The sequence below is a fragment of the Shewanella sp. DAU305 genome (genome assembly GCF_026802235.1).
Lineage (GTDB): Bacteria > Pseudomonadota > Gammaproteobacteria > Enterobacterales > Shewanellaceae > Shewanella > Shewanella baltica.
In genome coordinates this window covers 3,433,754-3,450,126 of sequence record NZ_CP113808.1, presented here as the reverse complement: position 1 = coordinate 3,450,126, position 16,373 = coordinate 3,433,754, and the positions used below count along the sequence as shown (strand labels likewise).

Sequence of the window (16,373 nt, the reverse complement as noted above, 5' to 3'; positions counted from 1 at the left end):
TAGTTTAAATCTTTAACTTGTTTTCATTCTTAGGTTCCACGCCAGTATTGAGCTCGATACTGTGAGCCTCTTGCTTGTCCCACATTAAAACTTCTATCTAAGGTCCGTGCTACTGACGCTCTTTTCGTTTTAGTCATAACCAAACACAACAAGGGTTATGTGAGCTGACGCTAGCTATTTACCTAACAGATTTCACACTTATGTAAATTTAAATGATAATTATTGTCATTCGCAAATCATTCTTTATAATGACGGCCAATTCGTTTGAATACATTTGTAAACCCTTTGGTTTATGCCATTTTTATGCGCTTGCGCTGGGGACATTCTGTGAAGACTCGTTTCGCCTACTCATTAATTTCACTTGCACTCGCTCAACATCAGTCGGCATTCGCCGCTGAAACTGTACTCGATAAAGAGGCTCCACAGCAGACCTTGTCTACGAGTTCATCTGTTGCAAGTCCTGCACCGACTCAAGCCACGACCGATGAGGAGATAAAACTCGCAGCACCTGAGCGTATTGCCGTCCATGGCCGCGCGATGCAAATGTACGTCGATAAAGAAACAACGGTTGGCACTAAGACGGCGATTAATGTGATGGAATTGCCGCAGTCGGTGCAAGTGCTGACCGAGCAGTTAATCGTTGACCAAGCAGCGCGCAATATTACCGATTTATACCGCTCAATCGCTGGCGTGAGTGAGTTCAGTTATTCGGGCGTGACCTTTCGCGGTTTCCGTGACGATGCCAACGTCTTTTATGATGGGGTAAGGGGCGATCCCTATTCGGGATTTTCTGTGCCGCAACTGTTTAATGTGCAGCGGGTTGAAGTGTTAAAAGGCCCGGCATCGGCACTTTATGGAGGTGGTGAACCCGGCGGCATGATCAACTATGTCACTAAAAAACCAACTTTTGTTGAGAGTAAAGAGCTGACATTGAGCACCGGCAGCGAGGATATGATGGGGGGCTCGCTGGATTTGACTGGCGGCTTAACCCAAAATCTCGCCTATCGCTTTGGCGCCTATTATCAGCAGGAAGATAGCTTTCGAAATAATGCCGATAGCCAAAATGCTGAAGTGGCGGGTGGGTTACTCTACGAAATCAGTGATGATACTAAGCTCACCACGACCTTCGATATCATTAAGCAGGATTTAGGCGGCAATCGACTGCGCGGCGTGCCTGTCGATAATGACGGTAATTTCCTTGTTGCGCCATCCTATAATGCCAATGAGAAGAGTGACTTCCAGAAGATGGATGCACTGGTGCTGCAATCGATTCTCGATCATCAATTCACCGATAACTTCTCGGTCAAGACTCAGATCCGTTATCTGAATAATGATTCCACGCAGCAATATCATGAATCGAGAGGTTGGGCGACCTTAGATGCCAATAAAAAGCCCATTATGGGTGATGGCACCATTAAGCGTGAATACCGAGTGCAAGCTCGTGCCAACGATGAAATCAGTTTAACCAATGATTTTGTTTATGCATTCGATGCCTTAGGTTTTGAACATGAGTTCCTGTTTGGTGGCGATTATCACTATGTTGAAACCGAATATAGCTACAAGTTGGCGACGGATAAAACAGGTGTTGGCAACCTGAATATTTTTGACCTTAATTATGGTGAAACTGACCCTAGTACTTACACGCTGCAAAACAAAGATACCGATGGCACCCGCGCTAATCGCTATGGCGTGTATGTGCAGGAACATCTGCACTTTAATGAACAGTGGTCATTGATTGCTGGTCTGCGTTTCAGCCAGTTTGATGACTATGATAAAAAGACTGGTTTCTCCTTCAGCGATAACGCGATAACGCCAAGAGCTGGGCTTAATTATCGTCCAATCGATTCAATGTCCTTTTATTTGAATTACTCAGAAAGCTTTAAACCTGCATCACTATCTAATCAAGAGAGTATCAAAATTCACGGATTTTTTGATCCTGAAACGGGTAAGCAAGTTGAACTTGGAATGAAAAATGATTGGCTTGATGGCCAATTTATGACCACGCTCGCGGTGTATCAAATTGAAAAACAAAATGTTGCTCAGTCAAATCCTTTATACACTGGCGATGACGAGAGTATTCCCGCAATGTTCAATATAGGGGAAGTGCGTAGCCAAGGGGTTGAATGGACGTTGGTGGGGGATTTAACCGATAACCTGACTGTTACGGCAAACTATGCCTATAACGAGACTGAAGTGGTTAAAGGAGTCACTAACGACAGTTTAACCAATACCTTCGACAGTAAGCACTTTGCCAATGCGCCGCGTCATCAAGCGGGGATATGGACCCGTTACGATATCAATGCACTCGATTCGGCGATTGCCTTTGGTATGGATTATGTGGGCGAGCAGTTCAGCCTCGATGGTCAAATAGTGAAGCTCCATACGATTTTTGACATGAGCTGGACGACTCAGTGGGATCAAACTCAAGTTCGCTTAAATCTTAAAAATATCTTCGACAAAGAATATGCCGTCAGTGGGTTTAGCGAACGTAATGGCCATTTTCCCGGTGAGCCGCGTAATATCACGTTAGAACTGAGTCATAAGTTTTAATGCATTGATGTGAAAATAGCTTGTTCGTTAAGGATGACGAACAGGCTAACCTTGCTCATCACTGCCGTGATTTCTGCCAGTATTTGCTGTCGTTATCATCACCGGCTAATGCTTGTACACTATCTTAATAGTATTTTCCTATTAAGATGATAGCTTCTATCCGTTATCCATTCTCATTCGTCTTGTTTAGACTCGTCTTATGTGAACTATTCGATAAGGTTTCCCTATGCACGCCGTCAGCCACTTAGCCTCCAAAGACGCTCAATCTAACGCTAGCCCACAGGTGGCCCTGATTGCAGAAGGTGGTGGTCAACGCGGTATTTTCACCGCAGGCGTGCTCGATGCTTGGCTTGATGACGGCTTCGATCCCTTTGATTTATTTATTGGTACTTCTGCTGGCTCACAGAATCTCAGCAGTTTTTTGGCCCGTCAGAAAGGTTATGCCAAACGTTTGATCCGCGGTTTATCGCGCCATAAACGCTTCTATCGACTCGGTCGGGGGTTAGTCGGCGGCAATGTGGTCGATTTAGATTGGTATTTTGAGCAGACGCGACAAGGGATGTTTAAATTAGATCTTAACGCGGCGACAGCCTCACTCGGTGATCGGCAGTTACTGATCACCACTACCAATGCCAGTGATCGCAAGGGTTATTTTTTAAGTCCAAGCAGTAAAAGCCAATGGCGCGAATTGCTTAAAGCCTCCAGCGCATTGCCATTTTTGTATAAACAAGGGGTGAAACTCACGCCTTGGCTAAATGATAATGCCTGTAATAGTGACAAGGCCTGTAATAACGGCGCGGCTAATCATAGCGGGTCGCATCACAGCGCAGCATTGAGCGAAGCTATCGACAGTGATTTTTATCTCGACGGCGGCTTAGCCGCGCCTTTACCTGTGCGTGAGGCCTATCGTCGTGGTGCCCGCAAAATTGTGGTGATCCGCACTGTGAGCGAGGATTTTCAGGCGCAATCGGCTTGGGTGCATAAACTCAAATCTTGGATTTGTGTTTCTGGTTTTTGCCCGAAAACCATAGATTATTTAGTGCAGCACGAACAAGCCTATCAGGATGAATTGGATTTTATGGCAAATCCGCCAGAGGATGTGGAGATAGTGCAGATTTTTGCCGCTGAAAATTTGCAGAGTAAGTTACTGGGGAGTACCGATGCCGATTTACGCCATGATTACCATGCGGGCATGAGTGCCGGAAAGCTGTTTTTAAGCTTAGATCCGATGGCGTTGACGCAGATGAATGTTCATTTTCATACTAACGCTCATACTCAGGCTCACTCTCAAATACACACTCAAGTTCATACTAATGCCCATACTCTGGCTCAGGCTCAAATCAAGCCATTCAGTGCGCTGTCGGCCTAGTTTAATTCTAGAGTTAAGACACAATTTTGTGCACGAGTAAGCAATAAAAGTAAACAGCATCGAAATACAAAAGCCACCCTAGGGTGGCTATTGTGGCTGTCGGTCTTAACCAGTTCATTAATCTAATTAATGAACTTAGATGATTAATCTAGCTCATCAATCTTGCTCATCAGCCCAGTTAATTAACCTAGTCCTTCAACGTTAGACCATTAATAACTTGATGTGTGTACTGAGCGCACTGCTCGGCCCGATGGGTCGATAATGCCGCGTAAGCTTTCGTCCCAAGCTAATGCTTCTGGCGTTGAACAGGCGACGGATTTACCACCTGGAACCGTTTCAGCAGCGCCGCTCAGTGGATAATGTTCCTCAAAGAAGCAGCGATAGAAATAGGCTTCTTTGGTTTCTGGCGTGTTGTATGGGAAACGGAATTTCGCGTTTGCCAATTGTAAATCATCCACCCGCGCTGCAGCTTGTTCTTTCAAACCGTCAATCCAAGAGTAGCCTACGCCGTCACTGAATTGTTCCTTTTGACGCCATGCCACTTCTTTTGGCAATTTATGCTCAAAGGCTTGGCGCAGAATGTGTTTCTCGATACGACCATCCTTAGACATTTTTGCTTCAGGATTGATGCGCATCGCCACATCCATAAACTCTTTATCGAGGAAGGGCACACGGGCTTCTAATCCCCAAGCGGCCATGGCTTTGTTGGCACGCAGACAATCGAACAGATGCAGCTTATCGAGTTTGCGGACTAATTCCTCGTGGAATGCCTGTGCGTTTGGCGCTTTATGGAAGTATAAATAGCCGCCAAATAGCTCATCAGCACCTTCTCCCGATAACACCATCTTAATGCCCATGGCTTTGATTTTACGCGCCATTAAATACATAGGTGTCGCGGCACGTATGGTGGTGACATCGTAGGTTTCTAAGTGATAGATCACTTCTTTAATCGCATCTAAGCCTTCTTGGAAGGTGAAATGGATCTCATGGTGAATCGTACCAATGGCATCAGCGACTTTTTTGGCGGCGATTAAATCCGGTGCACCTTCAAGGCCGACAGCAAAAGAATGCAACTGTGGCCACCAAGCGTTGGTTTCGCCATCGTCTTCAATGCGGCGTTTAGCAAAGGTTTGCGTCACGGCAGAAATGATCGATGAATCTAAGCCACCTGATAGCAACACACCATAGGGTACGTCTGACATTAATTGGCGTTTGACCGCCGCTTCTAATGCGTCGCGCAATTCTTCTTGGCTAGCTGGGTTATCTTTAACCGCATCATAGCTTTGCCAATCGCGGCTATAGTATTTAACGGCTTCACCATCTTTTGAATACAGATACTGGCCCGGTAAGAACTCTTCTACGGTTTTACACACTGGCATCAGCGCTTTCATTTCAGAGGCCACATAGAAGTTACCCGCAGCGTCACGGCCTGTGTATAGCGGGATGATACCCATGTGATCGCGGCCGATAAGGTATCTGTCTTGGGCTTTGTCATATAACACAAAGGCGAAGATACCGTTTAATTTATCAAGGAAGTCAGTGCCATATTCTTGATACAGCGCCAGAATGACTTCGCAGTCAGAGTTGGTTTGATAGCTGTACTTATCGCCTAGCTGGGCTTTCAATTCTTTGTGGTTATAGATTTCGCCGTTGACCGCAAGGATCAAACTGCCATCTTCGGTCAGCAGTGGCTGAGCACCGTGTTCAATGTCAACAATGGCTAAACGTTCGTGGGCAAGAATTGCCTTATCACTGGCATAAATACCTGACCAGTCAGGGCCACGGTGGCGCATTAACTTAGACATTTCTAGCGCGACTTGGCGCAGTTCTTTGGCATCAGATTGGATATCTAAAATCGAAAAGATTGAACACATAGTACAACTCCCACACTGTCTGTCATTTGAGGATGTCTCAATTGAGGTTTAATGTGCCAGCAATTTAGGTATTTGCCAAACACTATTTTTGATGTTTTATCTGTTTATTGGTGTTTTTGTTGATTTAGATGTTTGTGTTTAATGCTTTTATTTGATAATAATTCATTTTATTTACGTTATTTTTGATGATTTATTTTTATTGTCTGGTTTGGCATGAGGGGTTTTGGGGAATTCACAATGTGTTTTAAAAAAGTGTCGATGACAGAAAAACCGTTAAAAAAGACCATAAATAATGAGTTGGCTCGTTTAAGTGTTTTATTTTTAATCAGTTAATGCCTCGAGTTTGACATCAACCAATGGCATAAGCCTATGCAGAATGGTGTGGCAGGATGGATATTTCGCGATAACTGCATTGTTTATGAACAAAAAACAAAAAAGCACGTGAATGGTTCACGTGCTTTTCAATCTTGTCTGGCGCTTTGCCGTGCTGGCTGAGGATGCGCTTTATTCAGCTGGTGCTTTATTTCGCAGGTGCGACTAGCATACGTCAATAAGAGACGACTAACCAAGTCGCCTCTCACAAGCTGTCACTGATATAAGCTGCTATTTTGCATCTGTCACAAGCGTCGTTTTGGCTGGGCGCAGGCTATTAAACTCTGTGCCTTGATAGTATCCCGGCCAATCTTTGCTGCTACCCAATGTGCGCGTGACTTGGTAGTAGATTTGCAAATCTTGCAGCGCGCCGCTTAAATCCCAGTCTTCATGGTATTCATCGCAGACATTGTGATAACAGCCTTTCATTGTGGCTTGCATCTGGGTTTTATAAGCAGCCGTGGCCTCATCAACGGGGTCGCTACCGCCGCCGGCAAAGACCGCTGGCACGCCAAGTTTGGCAAAGCTGAAATGATCTGAACGGAAGAAACCGCCCGAAGCGGGATTTTTCTCACCCATGGCGATGCGGTTCTGTTGTTTCGCGGCATCAATAAGGTAAGTTTCTAACTCAGATTTCCCTTTGCCGACAATCGTAAAATCCTTGGTTTTGCCGTAGATATTAGTGCTGTCGAGGTTTAACACTGCCACGGTTTTGTCGATAGGATAAAGTGGATTGGCAGCGTAATAGCGCGAACCGAGTAAGCCCTGTTCTTCACCTGTGGTGGCAATAAAGGTGACCGAGCGCGCTAAACCGTGGCCTTGTTTGGCATTATCGGCTAATTGTCTGGCGATTTCGAGAATACCGGCAGTGCCTGAGGCATTGTCCATGGCGCCGTTGTAAATCTGATCGCCTGCTTTCGTCTCGTCTTTACCTATGTGATCCCAATGGGCGGTGTAGAGGATCTGCTCGTCGGCTTGTGTGCTGCCGGGGAGCGTGGCGACCACGTTGTAGCTATTCGCGTATTCGGCTTTATTTTTAAAGGCGATACTGCCAGTTTGCTCAAGGGGGACATTGATTGGGCTGTCGGCGGCGCGCGCCATCAAGCTCGGCAGTGATAAACCCGCTTTGTCAAACAGCTGGGTTGCTGCGTCCAATGTAAGCCAGCCTTCGACTTGAATGCGACTATCTTGTTCGGCTTTACTCAGCACCAGATCTTGCTGTGGCCCCGTCCAGCTATTTTCTACTACAGACCAAGGATAAGAGGCGGGCTCAGTATCATGGATGATCAGCGCGCCAAGGGCACCTTGACGGCTGGCCTCTTCAAATTTATAGCTCCAGCGGCCGTAATAGGTCATGGCTTTGCCATTGAACTTGCCCGAGTCAGGGCGGGCAAAGCCGGGATCGTTAACTAAGATCACCGCGATTTTGCCTTTCATGTCGAGATCTTGGTAATCATTCCAACCATATTCGGGTGCGTTCACCCCATAGCCAACAAAGACTAATGGTGCGTTTTCAATGTTAATGCCACCGTTATCGTGACGACTGCTGAGCACCAGATCTTTTCGGTATTTAAAGGGTAATCCTGCCAGCGTAACTTGCTGCGCTTCATCTGCGGTATAGCTGACCATAGGTACAGGTTGCAAAAAGCTGCCTTGATACGCGCCCTTGAGCCCCATCTCTGTAAAGGCTTTAGTCAAATAGTCCAAGGTGAGTTTTTCACCGTGAGTGGTCGGCGCACGACCTTCAAATTCATCGGATGACAGGGCTTTAATATCATTTCTAAAGCGCGCTTCATTAAACTGCACTGGTTTGAGTTCAGCCAAAGTGCTGTTGCCATCGGGTTGGGATGAATTCGGACTACAGGCACTGAGCATAGCCAGCGCACAGAGTGGATACAGACGTCGCATAGGTTAATCCTACTGTTGTTTTAATTAAGGAATTTTAGATTTCTGTTAATCAATCAGAAGCGAGACTTATCATGAAGCAAGCCGAAGCGAGCCACAAGGCTGAGCGGCAGGTGAATGTGTTACTTAATGTTGCTTTACCCTATGCAATACGCCTTTGGGCTAGGCGTATTGCATGGGTAATGTTGGAATGGCTAGCTAGCAAGAAGGAGTGGCTACGCAGGGTTAGACAAAGGTTTAGATAATTGTTTAAACAACATCAATATCGCCCGCGCAGGCAAATACATGGTTAGGGCGGAAAGGCTCTTTGTCGATATCTTCAAGTTTACTCACGCCACTGGTGACCAGAATGGTCTCAAGCCCAGCTTGGAAGCCCGCTAAAATATCGGTACGCATATTGTCGCCAATGATGACAGTGTCTTCCGAGTGCCCATCAATATGATTAAGCGCTGAGCGAATAATCCAAGCGCTCGGTTTACCCACGTAGAAAGGTTTTTTACCGGTAATACGCTCGATTGGCGAACATAGGGCGCCACAGGCAGGGCTGTAAGCTGGGCCATGAGTGTCAGGGTTGGTGGCAATAAAGCGGGCGCCACCTGCCACAAAGGCTGCAGCTTTATGGATCATTTCCCAATTGTAGGAGCGGGTTTCACCGACAATCACAAAGTCAGGGTTGATATCGGTAATGGTAAAGCCTGCTTTGTAGAGTTCGTGGGTGAGAGCGCCTTCACCAATAACATAGGCTTTACTGCCTTCTTGGTGCTGTAAAAAGTCAGCGGTTGCCATGGCGGAGGTGTAAAAGCATTCTTCAGGAATATCAATACCGGCGGCGCTTAAACGGTTTTGCAGATCCTTACCCGTTTGTACGGGATAGTTCGTCAGGACGACTAACGGATTGCCTTGTTCTAAAATGCGCTGGATAAATTTGTCGCTGCCGGGGATCAGTTTATTGTCGTGCAGTAGTACACCATCGATATCGCAGATAATATTTTTCATCTAATAGTCTCTTGTCATGCCGAGCAAAAATCACTTTTCGTTAAGTTATCTAATGCCACATTGCCCCAGAAAACAATGCTTTTATGGAAAATAGTTAAAAAAATAGAGACCCTAAGGTCTCCATTTGTGATCTCGCTACCATTGCTTTTAAGCGGAACTAATCAGGCGCGTAACCGCTTGGGCCGATAAGAGTGCCATCAAGATAGGCCTGGCTATTTTGCATGTTAAGACGGTGCTGACTAAACCATTTCACCACGAGTGGATAAATGGCATGTTCTTGCTCATGCACGCGGGCGGCGAGCATATCAGCGGTATCTTCTTCATAAACAGGCACTTTGGCCTGTAAAATCACCGGACCTGCATCAAGCTCTGGCGTGACAAAATGCACGCTGGCACCATGTTCGCTGTCGTTAGCGTCAATGGCACGTTGATGGGTGTTTAAGCCAGTGTATTTCGGTAACAGTGACGGATGGATATTGATCATGCGACCTAGGTAATGATTCACGAAATCATCGGTTAAGATCCGCATAAATCCTGCCAACACGATTAAATCGGGTTGGTACTGTTCGATTACTGTCATTAAACGTGCATCGTATTCAGAGCGAGATTCACCTTGGTGAGCTATCACGCAGCTGGTATCAATTTCGCCATGATGGGCGCGCACTAGGCCATAGGCATCGGGTTTATTACTGATGACTCCGACAACTTCGGCCTGCATATTATCGTCGCAACCGTCGATAATCGCTTGCAGGTTACTGCCATTTCCGGAAATTAATACAACTACACGACAGCTCTGGGGCATTACAGGATCTCCACTTGCTCTTCATTGCCTTCACGATCTGCGATAGCACCGATCAGCCAAGCTTGTTCACCTTCTGCAGCCAGTAATGCAAGTGCTGCATCCACTTTATCGGCTGGCAGCGCGACTAACATGCCGACGCCACAGTTGAAGGTGCGATACATTTCATATTCTGCAATGTTGCCATTTTCCATTAACCAACTGAAAACAGCAGGCCATTGCCATGAATCGCCTTGGATAACCGCTTTTAAATTATCTGGTAGTACGCGTGGGATGTTTTCCCAGAAGCCGCCGCCAGTAATGTGTGCCATTGCATGTACGTCTGATGCTGCGATCAGTTTCAGCAATGATTTCACGTAAATTTTGGTTGGCTCAAGTAGATGTTCAATTAGCGGTTTGCCATTGAGATCTTGTTGAGGGTCTGCTTGGCTGACTTCTAATACTTTACGTACTAAAGAGTAACCATTTGAATGAGGGCCGCTCGAGGCTAATGCGATAAGCGCATCACCCGCTGCAACTTTGCTACCGTCAATGATGTCGGCTTTTTCAACTACGCCCACGCAGAAACCTGCTAGGTCGTAATCTTCACCTTCGTACATGCCTGGCATTTCAGCGGTTTCACCGCCGATTAACGCACAACCAGATTGGAAACAACCTTCGCCGATACCGTTGACAACAGACGTCGCGGTTTCAACATCCAGCTTGCCTGTCGCATAGTAATCGAGGAAAAACAGTGGCTCAGCACCTTGAACGATTAAATCGTTCACACACATAGCAACTAAGTCTATGCCGACTGTGTCATGTTTTTTATAGTCGATAGCTAAACGTAATTTAGTCCCAACACCGTCGGTGCCAGACACTAAAACTGGTTGCTTGTATTTAGTGGGGATTTCACACAGGGCGCCAAAACCACCTAAGTTGCCCATAACTTCTGGACGACGGGTACGTTTAACGGCTGCTTTAATGTTACTTACCAGCGCATTACCTGCATCAATATCAACGCCGGCATCTTTATAGCTCAGTGGGGTAGGTGTGCTCACGGAGGGATCCTCTCGGGTACATCGTTATTGGATTTTATGCGGCGGTATTCTACCAGCTTGTGCTAGGGGTCGAAAGTCATGATTTGGATTTATGCCCCTCGGCGGAGTATTTTTGGCCGAGTAAATCTGTATTTCAGTTTCTGAGGTCTTGAGATTGGTCACAAAATAGTAAATTAAGGTACGTATCTTAGGCGATTGGGAATTATTCTTGGGAGATAGCTCACGATTAGGCCTAATGGCAAAACTTTATGTTTTACCTAGTAAACAAATCAACTAGAATCTGAAAAATTTGCCTAAAATAATACGCCGAAAAATAAAGTAGGAGAGAAAAATGAAAGTTGTCGAGGTTAAACATCCTTTAGTGCGTCACAAAATCGGTTTAATGCGCGAAGGTGACATTAGCACTAAACGTTTCCGTGAGCTAGCCGCCGAAGTGGGCAGTTTATTAACCTATGAAGCTACCGCAGATTTCGAAACTGAAACGGTGACGATTGAAGGCTGGAACGGTCCGGTTGAAGTCGACCAAATCAAAGGTAAAAAAGTCACTGTTGTGCCGATTTTACGTGCGGGTTTGGGCATGATGGACGGTGTGCTTGAGCATATCCCAAGTGCGCGTATTTCAGTTGTCGGCATTTACCGTGACGAAGAAACCCTTGAGCCTGTGCCATATTTTGAAAAACTCGCCAGCGACATGAACGAGCGTATCGCCTTAGTTGTCGACCCAATGCTCGCGACTGGTGGTTCTATGATTGCGACCGTCGACTTATTGAAGAAACGCGGTTGTACTTCAATTAAAGCCTTAGTGTTAGTGGCTGCGCCTGAAGGGATCAAAGCGTTAGAAGCGGCGCATCCTGATATCGAGTTATATACCGCTGCTATCGACAAGTGCCTCAATGAGAAGGGCTATATCCTGCCTGGTCTTGGTGATGCGGGCGATAAAATCTTTGGTACTAAATAATCGTTCCTGTGCCTGTTAACATGCCTATTCATATAGCTTGTTAATATTGGGGCGCTCGATCTAAAAGGCCGAATTGCAATGCAATTCGGCCTTTTTATTGGGTGTATTGTTCGGTGTTACAACACCATGGCCGCAATCCAGCCAAACACTAACAGTGGAATATTGTAGTGGATGAAGGTGGGGATCACGCTGTCACGAATGTGGTCGTGTTGTCCATCGGCATTCAAACCCGCAGTAGGACCTAAGGTGGAATCCGATGCTGGCGAGCCTGCATCACCCAGCGCCGCAGCTGTGCCGACTAACGCGATTGTCGCCGCCACCGAAAAACCAAAACTTAACGCTAAAGGCACATAAATGGTCGCGATAATTGGAATGGTGGAGAAAGACGAGCCGATCCCCATAGTGATCAGTAGACCAACTAGCAGCATCAAAAAGGCGGCGAGGGCTTTATTATCCCCAATGATGTCGCTAAGTGAAGCCACAAGCGTGCCCACTTCACCGGTTTCTTTCACTACGGCGGCAAAACCTGCGGCAGAAATCATGATAAAGCCGATGTTGGCCATCATGCGCACGCCTTGATTGAAAATATCTTGGTCGGCGACATGCTTTAAGGCGCCCGAGAAACTGAAAATCATGAAGCCGACTAAGGCGCCAAAAATCATCGAATCGGTTTCAAGTTGCACCACTAAGGTGGCTAATATCGCCACTGCGGCAATGATAATATTGCGTTTGTTGAGGGTTTCTTCTGGCTCTGCAACCAATACTTTGGCCTCATCGTAGATCCGAGGTTTACGGTAACTGATAAACACAGCTGTCAGTAAACCAACTATCATGCCCGCCGCTGGAATTAACATGGCTGGTGGAATTTGCTCACGCACAGCCGCTAAGCCATTGCTGGTTAAGTTGGAAAGCAGAATGTCATTTAAGAAAATGCCACCAAATCCAATCGGTAAAATCATATAGGTTGTGACCAGACCAAAGGTCAAAACACAGGCGACTAAACGACGGTCGATGTTCAGTTTGGTCATCACATGTAACAGTGGTGGCACTAAAATCGGAATGAAGGCGATATGAATAGGTAAAATATTCTGTGAGGCCATCGACATGACAAGTAGCGATAACAGCAGTAACCAGCGAACCCAGTTAGTGTTGGTGGGATTAGGATCTTGTCCAAGGCTACTGATAATGCTTCTTGAGATCAGCGTGGTTAAGCCTGAGTGCGAGAGTGCGACAGCGAAGGCACCTAATAATGCATAACTGAGCGCAATTTGCGCGCCGCCACCTAAGCCCGTATTAAAGGCATCTATAGTTTGGTGCAGATCCATTCCGCCCACAAGTCCCGCCACTAGGGCGCTCACGGTGAGGGCGATAACCACATTCACCCTAGCTAAACTGAGTGCCAACATTAAGCACACTGCAATAACGACTGCATTCATAGTCAATTTTCTTAATTCTTTAAGCCAAAGACGCTATTTTTGACTGCAAAGGCTGTCGATGTCCAGTTTGCCGAGGGCTTATCTGAAAAATATCTGAAAATGTGATCATGCTGGGTTTTGTCTGTTAGCCGAATGTGGATTGCTGCGCACACAGGATACTCAGATTGCTCTATCCTTAGTCAGGCAAAACGGAAATGCCCTTGAAAAATGTGATATTGGTCTTAAATAGGTTGTAAGGCACAGCACACGACTTATAATGCCTAAAGATTTGATTGGTAAGAACACCTTTTAATCAGTAAGGATTTAACTCGACCTAGGTTGAGGAGAGCATACTGGCGAAAGGGCATCTTGCCTTACACTTAGTTCAACTCATAGATGGAGATATAAAATGAGCGTATTAGTAGGCCGTCAGGCTCCTGATTTTACTGCTGCAGCTGTATTAGGTTCTGGCGAAATCGTTGATAGCTTCAACTTAACTGCTGCCATCAAAGGCAAACCAGCAGTCGTATTCTTCTATCCACTTGACTTCACTTTCGTTTGTCCATCAGAGTTGATCGCATTTGATCACCGCATGGAAGAGTTCACTAAGCGTGGCGTAGAAGTGATTGGTGTGTCTATCGATTCTCAGTTCACTCACAACGCATGGCGCAACACCCCAGTTGAAAAAGGCGGTATTGGCCAAGTTAAGTACACGCTAGTGGCTGACGTTAAACATGAAATCTGTAAAGCATACGATGTTGAGCATCCAGAAGCGGGTGTGGCTTTCCGTGGTTCATTCCTGATCGACAAAGAAGGCATGGTTCGTCACCAAGTTGTTAACGATCTGCCATTAGGTCGTAACGTTGATGAAATGTTACGTATGATCGACGCACTGCAATTCCACGAAGAGCACGGTGATGTATGTCCTGCTGGCTGGGAAAAAGGCGATAAAGGTATGAATGCAAGCACTGAAGGTGTTGCTGCTTACCTGTCTGAAAACGCAAGCTCACTGTAATTAGTATTTGCTAATCACAGTCGCCTGTTAAATGAAAAAAGCTGCCAATGGCAGCTTTTTTGTTTTTAAATGGCTTAAGATCTAGTGTGAACCGCTAAATTTATGCCTCTGTACCGCTTTGTGCATCCTGCTCATCCACGGCCAGTAACGGCCAGCCGCCTAATGATTTCCAACGATTCACTATGTGACAAAAAAGCTCTGCGGTGCGTTCAGTATCATATAGCGCAGAATGGGCTTCTTTATTATCGAAGGGAATGCCCGCCATGATGCATGCTTTGGCAAGTACGGTATGACCAATGGCAAGTCCGGCGAGTGTAGCAGTATCGAAAGTAGCAAAAGGATGAAACGGCGAGCGTTTTAAGTCGCAACGTTCAATCGCTTTACTCACAAAACCATGATCAAAGGCGGCATTATGCGCCACTATGATACTGCGATGGCAGTCAGAGGCTTTTTGGGCTTTTTTCACCGCTTTAAAGATTTCTAAAAAGGCTTCTTTCTCGCTCACGGCTCCGCGTAACGGATTAGTGGGATCAATGCCGTTGAATGCTAACGCTTCGGGTTCTAAATTTGCGCCTTCAAAGGGCTCAATGTGGAAGTGTAGGGTTTTGTCGATTCCTATCACGCCTTCATTGTCCATTTTCAGTAGGGTGACGGCAATTTCTAGCAACGCATCGGTTTGAGAGTTGAAGCCCGCAGTTTCGACATCAATGACTACGGGAAAGTAGCCTCGAAATCGGTATTTCAATTTGTTCGCGTCGCAAATGTCACTCATAAAGTACTCTAGAAAATTCACAGGGCGCTATTATGCTAAATGTGTTGGGGTGTGTCATGCTTGATTGATGGTTTTATGAGCTAAAGGAACTAAATAGTTTGCCGATAAAGCCATGTAACCGATTAAACATGAGTAAAGGCTATGTGGCGAAAACTGATATTAGTATCAATTTTATGCGTTCCAGCAACTGCAATGGCAGAGTTGCGCCATTATGTCGCCTCTTTAAGTGATTCCCAGTGGCGAGTGAGTGAGAATTCTCCCATCGTTTGTCGCCTCGAGCATGATATCCCTTCTTACGGTAAAGCAATTTTTACCAGCGAAGCGGGTAAGCAGCAGAATATGAATTTTACCTTAGACATGTGGGTAAAACCGGACCAAGTCACGCAAGCTAAGTTAATTAGCCGCGCGCCGCAGTGGCGGCCGGGAGTGGTCTCAAAAGAAATCACTTCACTGCATTATCAAAAGTACTTTAATGGTGAGGTGCCTAAACGTGCCGCTTGGTCTATGTTGGCTGAGTTGAGTCGCGGTATGGAACCGACGTTTTACTATGCTGATTGGTATAACGAGTCAAATAAGATTGCTGTGGGTTTGTCATCGGTTAACTTTGGCCGTAAATACAGCGAGTTCAAAGCTTGTCTAGCGCACCTGTTGCCCTATAGTTTTGAAGATATCGCATTTACTGTGCTGAACTATGATGAAGGCGGAACCGATTTAACTCGTTTCTCCCAGCAGCAACTGTCTCGGGTTCAAGAATACTTAGCCTATGATCCTTTGGTGGAGCTAGTGCTGGTGGATGCGTATACCGACAGTTACGGTGGCCGTTCAGTTAACCAAAAAGTCTCGGATAAACGGGCGGAGTCGGTAAAAGATTTCTTTGTTGCCAGCGGTATTCCGCAAGACCGTATCGTTACCGTGGGGCACGGTGAGCGCCGTCATGTGGCTTCGAACGATGATATGGACGAAAGGGCACGTAACCGCCGCGTTGTGATACGGATCAGTAAGCCTTTGTAGTGTATTTGCGCAGTGTTTAACCTGTGCCACATCAATATAGTTAAGCCCAATCCAATGCCAAGTCACTGACTTGGCATTGTCATTTATAGATGCGGAGGTGGTTATTTTTGGATAGCTTGGCAGTATTTCGCTCAACCTCAACCTCAACCTCAACCTTTGCAGCATCAGCGAGCTTTGAATGGGTTTATGAGTTTTTCTTATTTGTGACATTCGCGAGCAGGTAACCGTCAAGCACCTTAGACAACTCAACTGAGGCGAGGGCATGAATAATGATAGCGGCATAAAGCCTGATATCGT

Annotated in this window: 12 protein-coding genes; 5 read left to right on the top strand and 7 right to left on the bottom strand. The window is 46.1% G+C overall.

Annotated elements, in window-relative coordinates; all coding sequences use genetic code 11:
• Positions 1-303 precede the first annotated feature (303 nt).
• Together OX890_RS14550 and OX890_RS14545 are read left to right on the top strand one after the other, a co-directional pair.
• Positions 304-2,550, top strand: coding sequence for a TonB-dependent siderophore receptor (locus OX890_RS14550; protein ID WP_268650615.1), 2,247 nt, complete (start codon positions 304-306; stop codon positions 2,548-2,550).
• Between the two features lie 226 nt (positions 2,551-2,776).
• The gene (locus OX890_RS14545; RefSeq protein WP_268649443.1) at positions 2,777-3,919 is read left to right on the top strand and encodes a patatin-like phospholipase family protein; all 1,143 of its coding nucleotides are present in this window, start codon (positions 2,777-2,779) and stop codon (positions 3,917-3,919) included.
• 209 nt (positions 3,920-4,128) lie between these two features.
• Here OX890_RS14545 and asnB read toward each other — a convergent pair whose 3' ends face one another.
• The 5 genes from asnB to purM form a co-directional block, all read right to left on the bottom strand.
• Positions 4,129-5,793, bottom strand: coding sequence for an asparagine synthase B (gene asnB / locus OX890_RS14540; RefSeq protein WP_006087458.1), 1,665 nt, complete (start codon positions 5,791-5,793; stop codon positions 4,129-4,131).
• Positions 5,794-6,396: 603 nt separating this feature from the next.
• Complete coding sequence (locus OX890_RS14535) at positions 6,397-8,073, bottom strand: M28 family metallopeptidase (protein ID WP_268649442.1); 1,677 nt, start codon at positions 8,071-8,073, stop codon at positions 6,397-6,399.
• A gap of 246 nt (positions 8,074-8,319) precedes the next feature.
• Positions 8,320-9,066, bottom strand: a complete 747-nt coding sequence (locus OX890_RS14530) for an HAD-IIA family hydrolase (protein ID WP_006081242.1) — start codon at positions 9,064-9,066, stop codon at positions 8,320-8,322.
• A gap of 157 nt (positions 9,067-9,223) precedes the next feature.
• The gene (gene purN, locus OX890_RS14525; protein WP_268649441.1) at positions 9,224-9,868 is read right to left on the bottom strand and encodes a phosphoribosylglycinamide formyltransferase; all 645 of its coding nucleotides are present in this window, start codon (positions 9,866-9,868) and stop codon (positions 9,224-9,226) included.
• Entirely contained in the window at positions 9,868-10,905 is a 1,038-nt protein-coding gene (gene purM / locus OX890_RS14520) for a phosphoribosylformylglycinamidine cyclo-ligase (RefSeq protein WP_006081244.1), read from the bottom strand. The genes purN and purM overlap by 1 nt, the downstream gene beginning before the upstream one ends.
• A 331-nt stretch (positions 10,906-11,236) precedes the next feature.
• Between purM and upp the strand changes: the two genes are divergently transcribed.
• On the top strand, positions 11,237-11,863 hold the full coding sequence (gene upp / locus OX890_RS14515; RefSeq protein ID WP_006081245.1) for a uracil phosphoribosyltransferase: 627 nt from the start codon (positions 11,237-11,239) through the stop codon (positions 11,861-11,863).
• Positions 11,864-11,979: 116 nt separating this feature from the next.
• Here the strand turns inward: upp and OX890_RS14510 are convergent, their stop codons facing one another.
• Complete coding sequence (locus tag OX890_RS14510; protein WP_006081246.1) at positions 11,980-13,299, bottom strand: Na+/H+ antiporter family protein; 1,320 nt, start codon at positions 13,297-13,299, stop codon at positions 11,980-11,982.
• A gap of 388 nt (positions 13,300-13,687) precedes the next feature.
• Here OX890_RS14510 and OX890_RS14505 point away from each other — a divergent pair, with 388 nt between their 5' ends.
• Entirely contained in the window at positions 13,688-14,293 is a 606-nt protein-coding gene (locus tag OX890_RS14505; protein ID WP_006081247.1) for a peroxiredoxin C, read from the top strand.
• 100 nt (positions 14,294-14,393) lie between these two features.
• Here the strand turns inward: OX890_RS14505 and rnt are convergent, their stop codons facing one another.
• Positions 14,394-15,065: a ribonuclease T gene (gene rnt, locus OX890_RS14500; protein WP_006081248.1), complete on the bottom strand. Its 672-nt coding sequence runs from the start codon at positions 15,063-15,065 to the stop codon at positions 14,394-14,396.
• A gap of 141 nt (positions 15,066-15,206) precedes the next feature.
• On the opposite strand from rnt, the gene motY reads away from it, so the two are divergent.
• Positions 15,207-16,076: a flagellar protein MotY gene (motY, locus tag OX890_RS14495; RefSeq protein WP_006081249.1), complete on the top strand. Its 870-nt coding sequence runs from the start codon at positions 15,207-15,209 to the stop codon at positions 16,074-16,076.
• Positions 16,077-16,373 lie beyond the last annotated feature (297 nt).

Bases quoted from the DNA above. Each gene is read 5' to 3' on its own strand.
- OX890_RS14510 (WP_006081246.1), bottom strand. From the start codon at position 13,299: ATGAATGCAGTCGTTATTGCAGTGTGCTTAATGTTGGCACTCAGTTTA.
- upp (WP_006081245.1), top strand. From the start codon at position 11,237: ATGAAAGTTGTCGAGGTTAAACATCCTTTAGTGCGTCACAAAATCGGT.
- OX890_RS14545 (WP_268649443.1), top strand. From the start codon at position 2,777: ATGCACGCCGTCAGCCACTTAGCCTCCAAAGACGCTCAATCTAACGCT.
- OX890_RS14550 (WP_268650615.1), top strand. From the start codon at position 304: ATGCGCTTGCGCTGGGGACATTCTGTGAAGACTCGTTTCGCCTACTCA.
- motY (WP_006081249.1), top strand. From the start codon at position 15,207: ATGTGGCGAAAACTGATATTAGTATCAATTTTATGCGTTCCAGCAACT.
- OX890_RS14530 (WP_006081242.1), bottom strand. From the start codon at position 9,066: ATGAAAAATATTATCTGCGATATCGATGGTGTACTACTGCACGACAAT.
- OX890_RS14505 (WP_006081247.1), top strand. From the start codon at position 13,688: ATGAGCGTATTAGTAGGCCGTCAGGCTCCTGATTTTACTGCTGCAGCT.
- asnB (WP_006087458.1), bottom strand. From the start codon at position 5,793: ATGTGTTCAATCTTTTCGATTTTAGATATCCAATCTGATGCCAAAGAA.
- purN (WP_268649441.1), bottom strand. From the start codon at position 9,868: ATGCCCCAGAGCTGTCGTGTAGTTGTATTAATTTCCGGAAATGGCAGT.
- rnt (WP_006081248.1), bottom strand. From the start codon at position 15,065: ATGAGTGACATTTGCGACGCGAACAAATTGAAATACCGATTTCGAGGC.
- OX890_RS14535 (WP_268649442.1), bottom strand. From the start codon at position 8,073: ATGCGACGTCTGTATCCACTCTGTGCGCTGGCTATGCTCAGTGCCTGT.